Raw genomic sequence first — 14,523 nt, 5'->3', positions numbered from 1 at the left:
CTACTTCTCCCAGAGTTCCATTATCTGACTTGCGATTTCAGCGGCAGTAAGTGTTCCGGTATCAAAAACCTTGTCTGCCATTCTTCCTAGCAAACGCGCATTTTGCTCATTAGGATGCCCCACGCTTGCCTGATATTCCGCGAGATGACTTGGGCCACGCTCAGCGTACCTCTGCTGTAAAACAGACTCCGCCGCGACAAAGTGCACGTGCATCACGGCATTCCCGAAATTGAGCCTGAACAGCTCCACCTGTCGGGACTTGCGGACAGCATCAAGCAACCAATTGTCTGCATCCGGTCGATCATCAATTGCCGGTTTTGCCACTGATTCTATGAGCCAGGAAAAATTGGTAGCTCTGTCCAAGCTGTCGCCGAATTCCTGAAGATTATGACGGTCAGGTGGCTCGTTCCGGGCAGCTAGCTGTCCTCGCAAAAACGCACCACTGCTGATTGGCAAAAACTCAAAGTACTCCTGTAGCGCTGCAGAAACTGATGTTTTGCCACTGGCCATTGGGCCACTTAACAAAAGTAGTCGCTTCACGTTATGACGAATCCCTGTCTGGAATATTCGATGTCACCCGAAGCGTAGCTTGGTTGGTCAAATTGATACGACTTTTAAGAAAATATCGCAGCAAAACCACTCTTTTAAGTTCACCGTTCAGGAATGCGAACTGTTGCCACACTGAGCCAGAAATCCTGAAGGATCCACTTGACTCTGCAAACAAGCAGCCCACGCTGACGAAGCTACCAGCTTCGTCAGCGTATCGTTGCGGCGTTTCACATTCTCCGACCTCAAGCGTTTCAGGGCTAATAGCGAAGCGCTATTCTCCCTGGCTATACCTCTTCGGATTGCATTGCTATGGATGACGCGCTGGTGGTCTTTTCACGGAAAGGCCTCTTCCAAACTCCGATTACGGCTTACGAAATTAAAAGCCGGGAACATTATCGAAAGATGTGGCCCTTGGTCACTACGGACAAACCCCACCGCCTCGTAAGCTGGGTGAGCCCTTGTTTCAATGATGATGGAAAGCTGAAAACACGCAGTTATTTCAGAACGTACACCGGCAAACGCGGCGCTCGAGCCGCGGACTATTTCGACAGCCAGGAAAAAGCTCGACAACGTCATATTGGCGAAAGCGAGGAGCACAGGCGAGCCAAGCAGCTAATAGCCGATGAGCTTCAGCGCCGACTCAACGCAGGGCTGGCCATGCCCTGGTACTATAGGGATGAAACGATCAGCCAGTATCACCTGGCCGGCAATCTCCTGCTCGGGGCTAATGGCGTTACCCAAGAACAGAGCATCAAGACACCGTTTGGCAACTCCTATCGCCTTGATGTGGCGGTGCTCGGCAAGCCCATTCTTCGGCATCCGATGGTGCTGGCGGGCATCGAAATTGAGCTTGGCCACGCATTTGATGGGCGAAAAGCTCTGGCTGGTCGCTCAATGGGCTTTCCACTCATATCCCTCGACATCACCGACATGAGTTTGGATCAGCTGACACCGCAGTGGGCCCGGCAGGCGCTGACAGCAACGAAGTCCAGCGATGATGAGGGCCGGCGCAAGACGTTCATCTACTTGAATGACCTGCTCTATCCACTTTATGTTCAGTTGCCCTCTACGCTAATCGAGGGGGATGACTTCCGGCACCAGTTCATTGTATTTGCCGCTGATGAGCACCTGGAGCGGGTAAAAGCGACTCTGGCCAAGGTCAGTTCGGCACTCGGGCTTCAGAGCCCTACAGTTCTACTGGGAGTCGTCAACGGCAAAAGCGAGTCAGCAGCCAAGCAAATTGCCAACCTCGGCGACATCGCGGGGCCAGACTGGCGTGAGTTCCACGAGCACCGCTGCCTGACGATTACCTTGGATCGCCCCAGGACACCGCAGGACGTGCCGAGTCACCTCATGCACATTGCCATTGCCGCATTACTGGCTGGCAAAGGCAATGCCTTGGTGGGGTACAAGAACCGCCTCGGTATCATTAACCATCGTCCTGAAGAAGACGTTTGGAATGAGTATCGACGTGGAACTTGGCACCGCACCTTACCCAAACGTCTTGCGGAGCCATTCCAGCGCTACTTGGCAGTGATTGACCAGCTACATAGCCAATAATCTTCATTCCTATCGGCTCTGAGCGGGATGGCGTAAATCGGGGCCATCTCTCCGTCAATCGCATGCAAGGATTGTCGACTCAGAAGCAATGGAGACCACACGTGAGAAAGCCACCTATGAAAATCATGATCGAAGAATGGGATGGTGACGGTGCTATTCGAATCCCTGATGAAGCGTTGCAGGAGTTGGAGCTGGATGTCGGCGACTCTGTGTATCTGATAGAAGAATTTGTCGGCAACACGCGCTGCCTTGTCCTATCAAAAACGCCTCAAATTGCGGATCGTATAGACGAACTCGCTGAATCCTGGAATAGCGGACATCAGGGCACCGTCGAGGTGAAATAGGGCAGCCGTAATGCGCTTCCTTGAAGCAGTCAAGGAACGAGGTAGATTGAGCCGGGCTAAAGCCCGAAAGAGCGATAGGCAAAGTAGCTTTAGCTCAGCAGTCCAACGAGTCGACTCGAAACTCACACGAAAACTCCCCTCTCCAGTCGACCGATAAGATCGAAGACGACCTTCGTTTCCACCCTCATCCTCATCATATCCAGAGGACGCTTCGAACCAAGCCCGCGAACCGGCGTGCTCATCCATTCCGTTGCTGCGGCAACATTGCTTTCGAACAAGTAAAGGGCTTCCTCAAAGGCAGCTATCAATGCAACCAGGCGGTCGCTTTCTACGGAATGTAACCGCCCTGCTTTCACTCTAGCGCCAACGTTGTGGGTGACATGCAAATAGCCTTGGAGATACCCCCCCGCTACACCTGCAGAAGGCTCGCCATTCAGTCGGGGAACTCAAAAGACAGTCCTTCGTGAACTAGGTCATGAAGCACGGTACCGCGTGACGGCAGCCCCAGGGTCATCCAAATGCTCAGTGAGATCTGGGGCTCTTGTTGGTATTCCCTTGATCGATGACAGAACTTTCTCCTCCATCTGAAAAACCTACAACTAAGCCGGCCCGCTTTCCATCTCGCGAGCCTCCTCGCGAGTCAAGGTTACGGTAAGATAACGGAGGATTGTAACAATGGTTTTATCTGCAATATCTTAGACCTGTCGCAGGATAGCGGCTTTTCTTCAGGTACCATCGACGTCCAGTCGGTCAGTGAGTTTAGGGATTGCACGCCATGCCATTGGATCTCGCTTTCAGCATTGAAGCTAACGACTTTGTCGATCCTGATCGAGCCTATGATCTGTACTGGTCAGGGGTGATCACGAGCAAAAAGGCCTTTATCTGCCCAGGGGCGGACTGTAGCGCTCAGGTTACCTGCGCCAATTTGGACAAAGATGTTCAGAACATGAAGGTGGTGCCACATTTCAGGGTTATCGGCGCTCATAGTGGGGGATGCGGGATTCCTGAAGAGGCCCCTTTCAAAGAGGTCATAGAGCCAGCAGCCCCTGAGAGCAGAGAGCGTCAGACGGTCGATCAGTCTATCGTAGACGTTTTCAAGCTGGATCGCCCCGACTCGTACTATGAGGAGCGTAAGCTGGATCCTGGTGCGGACGTGCAGGTTGCAAAGAAACTTGCAAAGGCCCGTAAGCCCTATACGCCAAAGCTAGGCGAAAAAGGCCCTAGCGGCCCCGTCTACTCAGTTCGGTCGATTGTCAGCCGGTATATACGGTATCGAGAAGATGGGAGTATCGAGTTTCGTCGCCTCAATATTCTCGGACAAGACGTCCTGTATAGCAGCATTTTTAAATGCATATGGGAGCAAGATCTAGAAGATCTTCCAAAATATCCGGTTATCTATTACGGGTGGGCTTATGTCGATCGGACTAAGAATGATAAGGCCTACAGAATCAAGTTCAAGAAAAGTCTCAAGCAAGGGGGCGAGAATCTGGTGACGTCTACCTTCGTTTCGGATTCTCTGATCGATAGTTTCAAGCTGAAGAATCTCATGGCAGTCAGGCTTTCCAAGGTCTGTAAAAAACCGATACCAACCGCTTTCGTTTTTCTGTATGGGCAGCCGAGCGTGAAAGTCTATAACGAACGTAACTACGCCACTTTCGAGTTGACAAATCTCGATATGATAGACGTCAATTATGACTGTCCGCTGCCATCGAAGTACGACAAGTAGGGAAGGGAGTAAGGTGCAGTGGACTTTTCCGTAATTGTCTAGCCAACACACCTTCCTGATCCCAGTCCATGAAACGATGGTGTCCATTTTCTACGGGCGCGAAATGGATGAGACATCCCGACCAGTCGCAGTCACGCCTGAACACCGAACAACTCACTCGAGGCCTTACTGGTATCTGCCAGTCAGTTTAAAACAGTGACGAAACAAACTCAGTAACCGGTTCCGGTAACAGGTCTTGGGGGTGATCCCCTCCGAAAGTAGCCAGCCCGCTGCTGCCCTTGATAATCCCGGAGCTAATGACGTCGCCAGTTTGAACCCGTATGACTTCGACTTTGATTTCTACTTTGTCAGGGATCATCGACCATTCTGTCGCTCGATCCTCCCAGTGCAGGATGGTTGGGAAGATCAAGATGTCTTGATCTGCGCGCTGAGCTTGGGCGATGGCATCCTCAAAATTTTCAGCCAAACCGCCAATACGCACCAGACGGGATTTGGCGCTTGTGGCGTTGTAAATGATCTTCGTAGTGTTACGACCAGAGCCGTTGTAGACGTTATCACCGTATTCGCCGTCAGCAGGCGTTGTGACGAAGATCCGCTCGCTTGGCGTAATACGTGCTGAGCCATTTTGTTGTGGTGACCAGCGGTGTGAGTCCGCGCAACCAGAGAGCACAGCAATTAAGGCGAGAGTCAGGAATATGCGCATCAACACATCCTTGTAAGAGCCTGCATGGCATTTAGAGATCAATTGAATATAGCAAAGCTCCCAGTAAACTTACGCGCAGCCAGCACATACTTGTGAATCTCCGATTCCGGACAGTTTGCCCCCCCCCTGACAAGGGATGTACACCATGCTCTAGCATGCGGATGAATACGCTCGATGGATGTCGTATAGCGGGTATTAGCCTCCCTGCGCTCAAGCGGGAAAAGCGGCACAAAAAAGGAACATCCGCAGGACGGAAAATTTTGAACACAACCTCTCCACTCACCGCCCGCGAGGTCTGCCAGGTGCTGACGGACGGCGCGCTGGGCATTCATGTGTTCACTCTAAGAAATTGTCATGCTTCTGCAGCGCCAAGGTGATGCCAAGGTGACCTTGTGGATCCCTCTACTGCATGACGCTACTCAGCAAGTTGATCACCGACTGAGCCTACGAAGCACTGCTTCTGGTGTGGCACGCAGCGCTTCCAACTGTGGATTAGACAAGGTATGGCATAGCCTCGCCTCGTAGGATGCTTGCTCACGAGCTTGCGGTCATTGCTCAATACTTCGAGTCTTCAGTACGCTGCCTATCTTTTTCCTGCTCCCATTCATAATCCCAACGCTGTTGCTGATCGCTTTCGTGAGAGTAATCCGGCCCAACGTCTCCGAACTCCACGGGCTCAAGCTCACCTTGGATCTCTATCTCACCCAGCAGTAGGTGGTTCGGGACGTCTGTCCAGTCACCCTCAAAATGAAGTAGCACATCAGCTTCGTAACTGACAGTCCTCTGCTCAACAGAGCCTCCGAGCGGTACATAGTCCTTGTCGATTGAATCGTATTGGGTGAATGCAAACTGGGCAGTTACCTTAATGGTTACAAGCGTATTGAGGCTCAGAACAACCTTATCCTCGTCGATGAGAACGATAGCTACCCTGAGCTTCTCGTCGGCTGTATGGGAGGCAAATTTATGCCCGACGTACTCAACCTGAACGTCGTCATATTCGAAGTTGAACAAAGAGCCAGCATCGATCATCGGCTCTTGGTTTACCGCGCTCTCTTTTATCTCATCGGATATTGACTTAAACAATGCGCTGTTGATCTCAAGAAGTCCCTCAGATTGCAGCAAGGCAATCAGCTCTTTTACCTTGGTATGAGGCTGGAACAGGGCTAGCGCATCTGAAACATCCTCGACAACGTGCAGCAATGGAGAATTATTTGCAAACGCTCTCCAGCCTTTGTCCTTGCTAACAAGCACCATCCTTTTCTGGTTAGTGGTCGCCCAGCTTTCCAGCGCCAACAGCGCCACGGCGTCAGGGAACTCGTGCTTTTTGTCCTTGGCCGTATCGAAAGGAGGCTGAGAGTTGAAATACATTTTCATCAACGTGCTGACGTCCGCTTCCGAGCTGGGTATCACACGTCCATTGATGCGTTTATAGAACTGATTGAGTTTATGCTCGGCTAGCTCGCTGGGATTTACCTCAGCGCCCAAATGTGAGCTTGTGAAGCCCTCAACTTCCACGTACCTGCCCAAAGCCTTTAAATTGCTCCTGGCCCCCTTCAAGGCTTCACTGATCTCATAGGACAGGTGAGTCACGCCTTCGAAATGTATGACGTCAGGTTGGATTATCTCGACGGGGCTACCGCTGAATTGCTCCAGTTGCTTGAGGATGCCGCCGTCGAAGTTATAACGCTGCCCTCGAAGTATGTTGCTGTCGAGAGTGAGGGCGGCGAAGTCCAGATAAGGTTCATCAGAGGGCATGTTCAGTCCCTAGCGTGCAGCTAGGCCTCAAGCAAACTTTGATCACTACCACGCTTCGGCAGGGCGCGGCCAAGGATGAACCTTCTAGGAGGCTGGAACCGTAGGGAAGCCTTCCCGACCATCGTAGAATTTCTTCCATCGTTGCTCCATTAATGCCTGACATTCAGTGACAACGAAGGCTGTCTAGAGGTTGGGCAGGGGAAACTCCAAAATCGGCGTTTTGCTTGAGATTGTCAGAGTATGCCTAGCCCTGGAAATCGCCACGTAGAATAACTTCGCCGCAGCAGTCTTCTGCTTCACGTAATGCATTGCGTCCGGGATCAAGACGTGATCGAACTCCAAGCCTTTGAGGAGCAACGGAGTCGAAATCGTTCTCGCTACAGTGGCCCGACCGGTCATGCTTAGTCGCTGCCTTACAGCTTCCGACGCAGCTACCAGGCTCTGATGTCGGCCATCCGCAAGCTCCGTCAAAGCGCGCTTGGTGTCCCCGATGAGCTCACCTCGGTACGTCCTTGTATGAGGATGACTCCTTTCCAGCTTCAGCACATCCAAAGCGTTATCGGGGGATCCGCCAATCGAGAGTTTTGCCCATGCGGCGTAGATTTCCAGGTCAAGGACGACATCAGTGGCGACCCCTGAATCAGCCGAAACGCGAGTCACAGCATCATCCATTAGAGACATCAAGGCGTCGGATCGAGCCTGGGGAGTAGATTCCGGCATGTCCCACACTTCGGCAAAGTCCATCAGACGCTTTGCTCCGATCTCCTCGATTGACTGGAAAGCGCCTTTGGTACTTTTCGCGAGTTGATTGCAGGTGTTCCTCCAGCAGTTGATCGCCGCAGTTGAGCCCGTCCTTGAATCAAATCCATCAAAGAACAACGACATGTCAAACGCATCATTGCTTTGGATATAGGTGACCGGCCCATCCCTGAGATCTATCGGTTGCCCGGTCATAAGCTTCTGCCGGGTAGCTGCAATCCATTTGCCCAACTCCACATTCGCCGTTGCCCAACGGTGGGGGGTTTCGAGCTCGTAGGCATGAGTGAAATAGCTTGCGACAGATGCGCTCCAGCCGATCTTAGTTTCGACGAACTCAAAAATGCCCTGCATCGGATCGCCAAAAATCACAGTTGGAACAATGCTTGATAGCCAAGCGGCAATGGAGTGCTGATGCTGTTCACAATCCTGATACTCGTCTATCAGCACTCGGTCATAGGAGGCCTTGATAACCTCTTGGACGACCGGGCTCATCAGGATGGATACCGCGCCAAGGTACACATCATCCCAGTTGGGTTTGTTAAGGCTCAGCGCCGGCCTTCCCGAGCGACTTGGGAATGCTTGAGCATATCGTCGGGCCCAGGATGCGATCGTATCGACCACCACGGTATCTGCGGGCACGTGCATTCGCTTTAGTCGCGCCCTGATGGCATGAACACCTGCGTGGGTGTGAGTAAGTACTAGAGTTCTTCGGCCTAGTGCTGCGACCTTGGCGATCAGCTCTGTTTTCCCATGGCCAGCCGGGGCCACTATGGCTTTGCGGCTAAGGGAGAGGATGGACTCAGGCGTTACCATATAGCCAGTTCTCGACGGTGTTGAAACATGCGCCTATCGCCGATGCAGGCGAGCCATTCATGATCTCCAACACAATAGGAGATATGGCCCGACCGCGCTCAGCAGTCTTGAACCAGCTTTTCTCGGCAGCTAAATCGCTCATGCGAAACCGAAGGTTAGCGTCGTCGCCTACCAGATCCCACTCGTCGAAGCTCTCTGTCACATCTATGGCTGGAAACCCTTTTTCAAGATGATCCATCAGCGTAGGCTCGCTTATGAAGCCAGTCACCAGTTCAAGGAGGCTCTCGATTTGAGTGTTATTGGCTGATTGGAAGACCGCTCGCTCGGTATTGAGCTCCCCACCGTATTCGATGACCCGCACGCCTTGCGCTTGGAGTTTGGTAGCAAAATGAGCATCTAGCTTTCGATCCGAATCTCTGAACAGACCGACGTGGTATCCGAGAGCCCGCAGAGCGAGTGCCAATGGTGGGCCCGCTGATCCACCGCCATCGATGATGGCAGAGCCCATCTGCTCTATAGGGACGCCACCATGCCGATCTGGGTAGTGCTCCCTAACTCCGAGCATTAACCCCCACTCCGTTGCACCCTCACAGAGTAAGATTCGCCTAGCAAACAATGCCCGTGGCGCGCCTTTCAAAACTCGGGTGATATCGCCACTGGATAAAGCATGCTTGATTTCGGAAACCGAGCCTAAAGAGCGGGAAACGATAAAAAGTGAAGGCGCGGGTAACTCTGCCAAGACGACATCCGAGTGAGTTGTCATTAGGATCTGACCTTTAGCGAGATGTGCGCTTTCTGCTTCCTTCTGCCATTTTTTCAACTGGGCCATCGCCCCAAGAACACGATGAGGCTCAAGCCCTTGCTCTATCTCATCAACCAGCACAATTGCCCCTTCGCTGATTGCTGAACGCTGCACTGCTAGAGTGGCTAAGCGTCTGGTGCCAAGCCCCGCTAACCGCAGCGGCACGGAGCCGTCGTGGAGTGCAATCGAGCCCGAGCTGAACCCGCCGCGACCCAGTTCAAGATCAGGGTTATAACTCTCATTGATATAGGCCCCGAGTGATCGAGCCGCAGTCTCGGCGGATATCGCTGCCCGAGCCAGCTCTGGGATAGAGCCAAGATCTGCGCTTTGACGAGCAGAGCGATAGGCATTAGCCAGCATTTGAGCAGTCTCATCGTTCGCTTCTGTTATCTTCGACAGCACTGATCCTTGCGCCCAGGTCAAATGCCGTGCTTCGTCACCAGCAAGGCGAACGAGACAGAACATTGCTTTGTCTCTGTTCGATAGAATCCTAGGAACGGGATAGCGATCGCAGACCAATGACCACACTGGCTCCATGGTCGCATCGACCGACAACCTTACCGTGAGAACAGGGTCGTCTGTGTCCTCAGGCTCATCGTTGAGCTGTCCTTCGGAAGAAAGACCACGAAGGTAAAGGCCGAAGCGCCCGTCGGAGAGCAGTGCACGCGACAACTCTCCGATCGTGACCTCAACCTCGATGTCCTCCGCTGTGTTGGCATGGTGGAAGTCGGCTTCGTTGAAGGTCATCCAACGTGGGGACAATGCTGCCTCTACGGCATCCAAAACGGTGGTCTTAGCGCTATCTCCAACGCCGATCAGGCAACAGATCGACTGCGCCATGAGGTTCCATTCGAGATGTTTAATGCCCCTGAAATTCTTGACCTTCAACTGTTCAACGCGCATCAATCACCCGAAAGAAATGGCCTAATGCAATCAGGGTAGCTGCAGCGGAAGATAACTCAACAAATCACTGTCATTGCAAGGCCATGCCCCTTCTGCCAGCCGGGCTCACGCCCGAAAGAGCGACGGTCGTCGACGCTCTAGCTTCGCAGCAAGAGGTTTGACCTTGGCTTAATCGAAGACAACACAGTCTGAGAAAGCTAGGGCGTAAAGCCCTAGCAGACAGCAGATCTCACTTTTTCTTTTTCGCCGACTTCTCTGCCTTCTCTAATTTCTTCGCCTTTTCTGGCTTGCTATCAGCTTTTTTTGCAGATTTCTTAGGCTCGGCATCTTTTTTCTTGTCTTTCTTTTCGGAAGATTTCGAAAGAGCCGAGGCCGCAGCTGATTTCTTTGCCGGTGATGACTTTTTGTCTTTCAATTCCTTGCTGGCTTTCGAAGCATCACCTTTGCTTTTCTTATCGTCTTTAGCCACGTTAACCACCTCTCGGAGCATGCCGGTATTGGCACATTGGCTGTGGGATTGTCCACAAGCTAAGAATTAGGCGAGCGTGTCCGAAAGCCGTTCATTTTTTTGAAGCGTTAAAATAGGCTGATCGATTTTGCTTTGCCCTGCCACGCCTACGTTTTCAACGGCCTTATAGCGCGCTTGCACGACAGGACAAACTCATTAGCAGGCAACAGCGATCAACTCTTTTTGGGTTGCAGGAGGCGTGGCATGAACATGCCGTTGGCGATCATCGGCGCCTTCCCTTCATCACCGTGCTGATGGCAGAGGAATTCGCGTATCAATTTGGCAGTTTGCTTGGCGCTGGTCACCACGAAAAAATGTCCCTCGCCCTGTAGAACATGCAATTCGGCAAGGCGAATGTTGCGGCGCAGGATATGCGCGTTGTACAGCCGCACCAGGGTGTCGCGGTCGCCTGTGAGGATCAGCGTGTGGTGGCGCAGATGGAAGAGCCGCAGCAGGCTTGTCCAGCCGACCAAGGCAGCGAGCTGGTGGTAATAGGTTCGCGGATTAACGGTGAGCATGCCTTTCACCACACCGAAACGCAGCAGTGACTGTATCGAATTACGCGAGCCTTCTTTTTTGCGCTGTTTGGTGCTTTTGCTTCTGTCAAAAAAATCCACGATGTCGGCGGGTTTCACCAGCACCACCGGGCCGGCTGAAGTCGCCGCAAGGATCAGCCGTCGCACCATTCTCGGGTGCCGCAGGGCGAATTCTTGCGCCAATGCACCACCCCAACTCACGCCAAACACATCGATCTGGTCGATTCCCAATTGCTTGAGCATCTCGGCGATCAAGTCAGCATGACGCGGCAGACGCATCGGCCAGCGGGGCATTTGCGATTTACCGACTCCTGGTACGTCCAACGTAATGGTCGTGTAGTCCTCAAGTTCATCGCGCAGGGGATCGAAGGTACGGATCAAACCACCGAGGCCATTGAGCAAGAGCAGCGGCGAGCCTTGACCGCAGATTGAAACGTTCAACTGCAAGTCTTTAATGGTCAGTTTGTGCGTTGTCATGTTTTCCCCTTGCTGCACGTAACTGAGATGGCAGTGGTGGATAAGGCCTCCGATTCATGTAGGTGAACAGGTTCTGGGTGTTTAGAACAGCAAAGCGGCTGCTTCCCGCATAAAAATCTCGATAGTCTTCGGCCCTATCCCTTCAAATTCAGACAGGCGTTTTTCGAATGCCTGACGATCAGCGCTGGCTTCCACGATGTTGCTCACCTTGCCGGCGTATTCATTGTTCAGCTTGCTTGCCAATGCGAGCAATCGCGACGCGGTGGTCTCGTCGTAACGCACGTAATGAGCCTGGCCAAGCATTACGACCAATTGGCGGTGGGTGCAGTGCGCGAGCTTTTGCGGTGTGTCTCGCTGATGCTGCTCGACGACGACCTTGTATGCATTGGCGGCAATTGCACCCTGAATTCTTTTACCCATCAGAAAACTGGCAACCAGCCATTTGAATAGAGCAGCTTCGTTCGCACCTCTAAGGTCGATCTGCAAGTCTTGTGCGCTGACGGTTTTGTTCACCTGTTGTTTCCTTCAAGCCATGATCTCAATCATGAATCAGACCCCGCACCACCGCGAATGCTCCAGGGTGACGAAGCATTAATAAAGGAACCCATTTCCTTGCTCGGCACCTAATGGTTGGTCATGAAGCCTGGTACCGCGTGAAGGCAGCCCGAGGGTCATCCAAGTGCTCTGTGAGATCTGGGGCCCTGGTTGGTATTCCTTTATCGATGACAGCACTTTCAACTCCATCTGAAAGACCTATGGCTAAGCCGGGCCCGCTGGCCCGAAGCAGCGACTTTAAGAAAAATGCCTCAGCACGCCATCTACTGCTAAGCCGTCCTTCCTGCGAAGAGAAGCACATTGCACTGTCATAAATTGTCTCAGCTGAAGCAAGTCCTGTTCTTGAAATCGTTTCCTTTTGCCGGTACTTGTAGGACACCAATCTCATGCACGGAAAGCAACCATGCACGCAAGATTCAGAGTGATTGAGACCACCACACTGGACGATGCTAGTAAGCGATACAGGGTTGTTGATCTCGTCGAGGGAGGCTCAGCTAGCAAGCATGGCGTGTTCAAGGTTAGAGCGGAAGCAGATGCTGTTTGTTCACTACTGAATGCCGAGCATCCCCGTCAGAGCGGCGTAGGACGTACATCCTGAGCCTATGATCCACTCCTATAGGATCGCTAGCCTGTCGCGGGTGGCCCTTAGATGTCTGAGGAGGCCCTTCGAAAAGTCGAGCAGGGCCTCGCGGGCATGAAGGATCTTTTCCTATGCCCGCCAGCACGGGCGCCCAATATCACTCTCGTTCAAGCTGGCGGGCATCTGAAGTGACCGCTTCCATGATGGATTGCAGTTCCTCAAGCAACTCTGCGTAGTGACACTTCAGGTAAGCTGCAATTGCGTCATTGCGAAGCAAACGTGAGAGATAGCCTTTCGCGACAACCAGAACCAACATCGTTTCACCCAGTGTGTCCTCTACCTGCTTGTAATCATGCTGCAGGTTCTCCATCTCACGCTCCATACGCGCGATATCTATGGGGTTAACCTCGCCCGCCATTTTTTTCTTCTTCTCCACCAGCATCTCCGGCCTTGTTGCCGCCAACACCATGCGGGCGTAATTCTGGGTAAAACAGTTTGCGCAAATCATCATCTCCACGGTCTCGATTTGCCGAATAGGTTTCATCTGTCTGAGCGAACGAAACACGTCCTGCGCGACCATTCGAACCTTCAGCATCTCAACCACCTCGGGTGCAATACCGTTCAGTAACTTCTCTCGCTCATGAATACGGTCAACGTTGATTCCCAGTACCTGGGCAATGCGGGAGGCCTCGATTCCCTTCTTCAGGGCAGCAAGAATCATCTTGTGTTCTTGAATCGGGGTGAGCCGGTTGATTTGTCGGTTGTAGGTGAAGCCTTCGTCATCGGTCGAGATCAAACAAAGAGCCTCGGTACCGCCTAGCGTCTTCAGCGCTTCCAGACGAAGGTGACCGTCCAACAGCATGTACATCGAAACACCGCCGGCCACGACGGGCTTAGGGTGAACGGCCAGCGGCTCGATAATGCCGAGCTCTTTGATTGAGCTCAGGATGCTGGCGTATTTTTTACTGCCCTGGATGACCTTGTCGACCTTGCGGGAAGGAAGAATTCGCTCAAGAGGAATGGCAATAATACGTTGTTCAAATGCCTGCTTAACTTCGGCCATCACGTCGTCTCCCCAAATATTCTGTCCGCCAAAGGCTTAGGCATATCCGGAATCTCTTCGGTGCGCAGCAACGTAATGAAGTACTCATCGGCCAACAATTTGCGCATGGCCGTTACGATAATGAGCAAACGCTGTTCGTTGATGTCTGCCTTTTTGATCATTACTTTTTGTCTGCGGACTTCAGCCTGATAGACATTCAAGAGCTTCTGGGGGGTGGTCAACCTGTCCACGTTGGATTGTTGACCATAACGTTTCCCCAGCATCTTTCGTTTATCAATCAGCCGACGAACCTTGATCAACTGCTCCCCCCTGAGCACACCATTTTCGTAGGCTTCCATCATCGCGTGTTGGACTTCACCGTCTTCGGAGCGGGCAATTTCTGTCGCCATTGCGATAGAGACCCAGCCTTTTTCCACTGCCGCAATCAGTCGTTCCTCTCCCTGCCGCAAAAGCAGAAGGATTCCGTGAATGTAGGCAACGTCCAGGCAGGTTTTACTGGCGATTTGCCGAGGGGTATAGCCTCGCTCTGACAAGAGCTGAATCGATAACAAAAGTTCGCGGTTCGAGTGTTTTCTTCGTGCAAGATTCTCGACCAGACTGATGAGGTATCGATCAGCCTCGCTGGCATTGACGACGATGCAAGGAATCCTTTTTTCTCCCAGAGCCTGAAAAGCCTCGAAGCGCCCCTGCCCGCAGACAATCTCAAAAGTCTCGGCACCACTGCTAGTAGGCGTTACCGTGATAGGACGCTTCAAGCCCAGCGCCGAGATGTTTTCCACGAGTTTGGCGAAGATCTGCCGGTTACGCATTCTCGGATTGAGCACGCGGATCCTATCCAACGGAATCAATTGGATGACCGATTCCTCAGCGACATGCATCAAGGCTTTGCG

14 protein-coding genes are annotated in these 14,523 nt (G+C 52.5%); 3 read left to right on the top strand and 11 right to left on the bottom strand.

From position 1 onward, the window contains the following. Positions 1–540, bottom strand: a complete 540-nt coding sequence (locus ABH909_RS11405; RefSeq protein WP_217858900.1) for an AAA family ATPase — start codon at positions 538–540, stop codon at positions 1–3. 318 nt (positions 541–858) lie between these two features. Between ABH909_RS11405 and ABH909_RS11400 the strand changes: the two genes are divergently transcribed. Further along, positions 859–2,109 (top strand): hypothetical protein, encoded by a 1,251-nt coding sequence (locus tag ABH909_RS11400; protein ID WP_429433142.1) that lies wholly within the window; start codon positions 859–861, stop codon positions 2,107–2,109. A 116-nt stretch (positions 2,110–2,225) separates the two neighbouring features. Further along, positions 2,226–2,453: an AbrB/MazE/SpoVT family DNA-binding domain-containing protein gene (locus tag ABH909_RS11395; protein ID WP_429433140.1), complete on the top strand. Its 228-nt coding sequence runs from the start codon at positions 2,226–2,228 to the stop codon at positions 2,451–2,453. Positions 2,454–2,575: 122 nt separating this feature from the next. Here the strand turns inward: ABH909_RS11395 and ABH909_RS11390 are convergent, their stop codons facing one another. After that, positions 2,576–2,809, bottom strand: coding sequence for an antitoxin Xre/MbcA/ParS toxin-binding domain-containing protein (locus ABH909_RS11390; RefSeq protein WP_429433138.1), 234 nt, complete (start codon positions 2,807–2,809; stop codon positions 2,576–2,578). A gap of 419 nt (positions 2,810–3,228) precedes the next feature. Between ABH909_RS11390 and ABH909_RS11385 the strand changes: the two genes are divergently transcribed. Continuing rightward, positions 3,229–4,179: a hypothetical protein gene (locus tag ABH909_RS11385; protein WP_429433136.1), complete on the top strand. Its 951-nt coding sequence runs from the start codon at positions 3,229–3,231 to the stop codon at positions 4,177–4,179. Between the two features lie 187 nt (positions 4,180–4,366). On the opposite strand, the gene ABH909_RS11380 is transcribed toward ABH909_RS11385, so the two are convergent. The 9 genes from ABH909_RS11380 to ABH909_RS11340 form a co-directional block, all read right to left on the bottom strand. Further along, complete coding sequence (locus ABH909_RS11380) at positions 4,367–4,882, bottom strand: DUF4823 domain-containing protein (protein WP_429433134.1); 516 nt, start codon at positions 4,880–4,882, stop codon at positions 4,367–4,369. 555 nt (positions 4,883–5,437) lie between these two features. After that, the gene (locus ABH909_RS11375; protein ID WP_429433132.1) at positions 5,438–6,637 is read right to left on the bottom strand and encodes a PIN domain-containing protein; all 1,200 of its coding nucleotides are present in this window, start codon (positions 6,635–6,637) and stop codon (positions 5,438–5,440) included. 183 nt (positions 6,638–6,820) lie between these two features. Next, positions 6,821–8,041 (bottom strand): UvrD-helicase domain-containing protein, encoded by a 1,221-nt coding sequence (locus ABH909_RS11370; protein ID WP_429433130.1) that lies wholly within the window; start codon positions 8,039–8,041, stop codon positions 6,821–6,823. A gap of 154 nt (positions 8,042–8,195) precedes the next feature. Further along, a complete protein-coding gene (locus ABH909_RS11365) occupies positions 8,196–9,914 on the bottom strand; it encodes an ATP-dependent nuclease (RefSeq protein ID WP_429433128.1) in 1,719 nt (572 codons plus the stop codon). A gap of 229 nt (positions 9,915–10,143) precedes the next feature. After that, a complete protein-coding gene (locus ABH909_RS11360; protein ID WP_217858829.1) occupies positions 10,144–10,392 on the bottom strand; it encodes a hypothetical protein in 249 nt (82 codons plus the stop codon). A gap of 203 nt (positions 10,393–10,595) precedes the next feature. Next, the gene (locus ABH909_RS11355; protein ID WP_429433126.1) at positions 10,596–11,435 is read right to left on the bottom strand and encodes an alpha/beta fold hydrolase; all 840 of its coding nucleotides are present in this window, start codon (positions 11,433–11,435) and stop codon (positions 10,596–10,598) included. An 81-nt stretch (positions 11,436–11,516) separates the two neighbouring features. Then, entirely contained in the window at positions 11,517–11,948 is a 432-nt protein-coding gene (locus ABH909_RS11350) for a DNA methylase (RefSeq protein WP_429433124.1), read from the bottom strand. A gap of 779 nt (positions 11,949–12,727) precedes the next feature. Then, positions 12,728–13,633, bottom strand: a complete 906-nt coding sequence (locus ABH909_RS11345) for a plasmid partitioning protein RepB C-terminal domain-containing protein (protein ID WP_429433122.1) — start codon at positions 13,631–13,633, stop codon at positions 12,728–12,730. Beyond that, positions 13,633–14,511, bottom strand: a complete 879-nt coding sequence (locus ABH909_RS11340) for a ParB/RepB/Spo0J family partition protein (RefSeq protein ID WP_429439838.1) — start codon at positions 14,509–14,511, stop codon at positions 13,633–13,635. Before ABH909_RS11340 ends, ABH909_RS11345 begins: the two co-directional genes overlap by 1 nt. Between the last annotated feature and the right edge of the window lie 12 nt (positions 14,512–14,523).

The sequence above is a fragment of the Pseudomonas sp. BS3782 TE3695 genome, assembly GCF_050435305.1.
GTDB lineage: Bacteria > Pseudomonadota > Gammaproteobacteria > Pseudomonadales > Pseudomonadaceae > Aquipseudomonas.
Note: the sequence above shows the minus strand (reverse complement) of the source record. Positions and strands in the feature narration are given on the sequence as shown.

Coding starts and splice junctions, on each gene's coding strand:
- ABH909_RS11400 (WP_429433142.1), top strand. CDS start 859: ATGGATGACGCGCTGGTGGTCTTTTCACGGAAAGGCCTCTTCCAAACT.
- ABH909_RS11395 (WP_429433140.1), top strand. CDS start 2,226: ATGAAAATCATGATCGAAGAATGGGATGGTGACGGTGCTATTCGAATC.
- ABH909_RS11385 (WP_429433136.1), top strand. CDS start 3,229: ATGCCATTGGATCTCGCTTTCAGCATTGAAGCTAACGACTTTGTCGAT.
- ABH909_RS11380 (WP_429433134.1), bottom strand. CDS start 4,882: ATGCGCATATTCCTGACTCTCGCCTTAATTGCTGTGCTCTCTGGTTGC.
- ABH909_RS11375 (WP_429433132.1), bottom strand. CDS start 6,637: ATGCCCTCTGATGAACCTTATCTGGACTTCGCCGCCCTCACTCTCGAC.
- ABH909_RS11370 (WP_429433130.1), bottom strand. CDS start 8,041: ATGCACGTGCCCGCAGATACCGTGGTGGTCGATACGATCGCATCCTGG.
- ABH909_RS11365 (WP_429433128.1), bottom strand. CDS start 9,914: ATGCGCGTTGAACAGTTGAAGGTCAAGAATTTCAGGGGCATTAAACAT.
- ABH909_RS11355 (WP_429433126.1), bottom strand. CDS start 11,435: ATGACAACGCACAAACTGACCATTAAAGACTTGCAGTTGAACGTTTCA.
- ABH909_RS11345 (WP_429433122.1), bottom strand. CDS start 13,633: ATGGCCGAAGTTAAGCAGGCATTTGAACAACGTATTATTGCCATTCCT.
- ABH909_RS11340 (WP_429439838.1), bottom strand. CDS start 14,511: ATGCATGTCGCTGAGGAATCGGTCATCCAATTGATTCCGTTGGATAGG.